This window comes from Rhizobacter sp. P2_H2 (assembly GCF_056403375.1).
The window spans coordinates 1-2903 of the sequence record NZ_JBFUFP010000710.1; the positions used below are offsets into that span (position 1 = coordinate 1).

Sequence of the window (2903 nt, forward strand, 5' to 3'; positions counted from 1 at the left end):
GCGGGATGTCGTCGAGGTAACGCATCGCCTCGTCGAACGCGGCGCCGGCCTCGTCGGCCAGTGCCTTCGCCCGTACCGCCCCGTCTCCCTCGAGCAGCTCGCCCAGCAGCACCTGCTTGGCCCAGCGCTGCGACAGCATGCGCTGGCGGCCACAGACGTTCAGCACGTGCAGCGTGGCCACCAGCCCGGCCGTCTCCAGGTTGCTGGTGAGCTGGTCGGCCTGCTGGAGAACGCGCTCGGCCAGCACGTCGACATCGGCCACCCGGCCGCGCTGCGGCGGGTCGGCGAGCGCCGCCTTCAGCCGCTGCCACGGCACCTCGACCGCGCTCAGCAGGTCGCCGAAGGTGGCCTGCGACACCGCCTTGCGCAACGCCACCACGTTGGCATCGACGCGTGCGCACGATTCGTCCAGCAGCCCGGCATGCGCGCCGCTGTCGACGCCCAGCGCGCTCAGCGCATACAGCTTGACGATGCGCTGCGACAGCATGCGCAGCTGCCCGGCCCGGTTCACCGCCTCGGCATAGCGCGCCGCCTCGATCACCTGCTGCGACACCTGGCCGACACGCTGGTTGCTGTGCATCGACGCCGTGCGCAGCACGCGGAAGGCCTCGTCCTCGGACACCTGGCGGGCGCGCATCAGGATGCCCTTGGCGCGATCCACCAGCTTGCGTTCCTCGAAGCGGTGCGTCACGTCGTCGAGCGCGGCCTGCCGCTTCTGCTCGAGCGCGCAGCGCGCCTGCGCGAGCTGCAGCACCGGCCGCAGCCGGGCCGGCGCATAGCCGTTGACGACGTAGGCGTGGATGCCGCTGTCGAGTGCGCGCTCGATCTTCTGCGCATCGGGATCCTGCGTGAACAGCACCACCGGCCGCGGCGCGGTGGCGGCCAGCAGCGCGCAGGCCTCGAACACCGCCGCGTCGGCCGGCGCGTCGTGACAAACGACCACATCCGGCTCGAGCCGGATCGATTCCCGCACCAAGTTGCCGCAGCCCACCGCACCAAGCACGTGAATCCCGCTCGATTGCAGGTCGGCCTGCAAGGCAGGCAGGCCCTGGGAGGGGCCGAGCAGGATCAGGGCAGAAGTCATGGAAAGCCGGTTCGGCAGAACGTTGGCAGAAGAGGTTCGACAGAGGAGAAAGCACGACGCATCGTGCAAGGAACGAACCATACCAGCGCGGGGGGCCGCACGACGGGCCGCATCGCTGGCATGGCGCTTGCAACGCATGCGTCGGGTGTGACGCTGCACCCGACCTTGCCTCCGCACCGCGGGTGATGCTCACGACGAAGTGCGCATTCATGTGCCAACAGCTTCGGCGCTGCACATGTCAACCTCGTTCAAGAGTTTCCTGCGCGCGGGCCACGGCCCGACGCTCTTCGCGGCCTTCCTGTATTTCGCGTTCTCCTGCTGCATCTGGGTGCTGAACGGCGCGATGGCGCCCTTCATCAGCGAGACCTTCTCGCTGTCGCCGGCGCAGAAGGGCCTGATGCTGTCGGTGCCGATCATCGCCGGCGCGCTGATGCGCTTTCCGCTCGGCGTGCTGGCGCAGTACATCGGCCGCAAGCGCGCCACGCTGGTCGAGATGGGCCTGATCGCGGTGGCGATGCTGTTCGGCTTCTTCTTCGTGCACAGCTTCAACGAGCTGCTCGCGATGGGCGTGCTGCTGGGCATCGCCGGCGCGAGCTTCGGCGTCGCGCTGTCGCTCGGCGCCGGCTGGTTCCCGCCGCAGCACAAGGGCCTCGCGATGGGGCTGGTGGGCGCCGGCAACGTCGGCACCGCGGTGTCGGTGCTGGTGGCCCCGCCGCTCGCGCAGTGGCTGGGCTGGCAGGCGGTGTACGGCGTCGCAGCCGCGGCGATCGCCATCCCGATGCTGGTGATGATCCTGCTCGCGAAGGAACCGCCCGATGTCGACAGCCATGCGAGCCTGCGCGAGCACGTCGCCTGCCTGTTCGAGGGCGACGGCTGGGCCTTCAGCCTGATCTATGCGGTGACCTTCGGCGGCTTCATCGGGCTCACGACCTTCCTGCCGTCCTATTACCACGACCAGTTCGGCGTCAGCAAGGTGCAGGCGGGGCAGCTGACGATGCTGGCCGCCTTCATGGGCGCGGCGCTGCGCGTGGTGGGCGGCTGGCTCTCCGACCGCTGGGGCGGCGTCAACACGCTGACGCTGGTGCTGGTGGTGGTGGCCGCCTGCCTGCTGCTGACCRGCCTGTCGACCGGCTCGCTGGTGGTCACGACGCTGCTGCTGATGCTGTGCTTCGCGGCCCTCGGCGCGGGCAACGGCGCGCTGTTCCAGCTGGTGCCGCTGCGCTGGCCGATGGCCACCGCGGTGGCCGGTTCGATGATCGGCGAGATCGGCGCACTGGGCGGCGGGCTGGTGCCGAACGCGATGGGGCTGTCGAAGCAGTACCTCGGCACCTATGCCTGGGGCTTCGTGCTGTTCGCCATGCTGGCGCTGGTGATGCTGGCGGTGATGCGGGCGCTGCAGATCCGCTGGACGCGCACCTGGGCCGAGAAGGGTGGGCGGGCGCGGCCGGTGGCCGAGCCGGCCGACATCGGGCTGCGCACGACGCGGCTGCAGCCGCAGAAGGCCAGGCCATGAGCGATTCAGCGCGGCAGGAACAGCAGCCAGTAGATGAGCAGCAGGTTCAGCAGCACCGAGACGCAGAGCGCGATGCGGCCGAGCAGCCGCGGATCGCGCTGCGCGAGCGGCGTGGCGGGCGGCGCGGCGAGCTGGCGCGAGGCGCCGCGCTGCAGCGCGAGCAGCAGCTCCTCGGCGGTCTCGAAACGCTGGCGGGCATCGAGCGCCACCGCCTTCAGCACGACATGGTCGAGCCAGATCGGCACCTCGGGGCGCAGCCGCGACGGCGGCTTCGGATCGCTGCGGAAGCGCCCGCGCTGGTAGGGC

General features: G+C 70.4%; 2 protein-coding genes and 1 pseudogene. 1 reads left to right on the forward strand and 2 read right to left on the reverse strand.

The window, feature by feature from the left end:
- On the reverse strand, positions 1-1084 hold a 1084-nt coding region (locus AC1D15_RS25065; RefSeq protein ID WP_477828111.1), incomplete at its 3' end, for an ANTAR domain-containing protein.
- Between the two features lie 235 nt (positions 1085-1319).
- On the opposite strand from AC1D15_RS25065, the gene AC1D15_RS25070 reads away from it, so the two are divergent.
- The gene (locus tag AC1D15_RS25070; RefSeq protein ID WP_477828112.1) at positions 1320-2597 is read left to right on the forward strand and encodes an MFS transporter; all 1278 of its coding nucleotides are present in this window, start codon (positions 1320-1322) and stop codon (positions 2595-2597) included.
- 5 nt (positions 2598-2602) lie between these two features.
- Here the strand turns inward: AC1D15_RS25070 and AC1D15_RS25075 are convergent.
- Positions 2603-2903, reverse strand: a pseudogene (locus AC1D15_RS25075) (bifunctional protein-serine/threonine kinase/phosphatase); the annotation flags it as partial.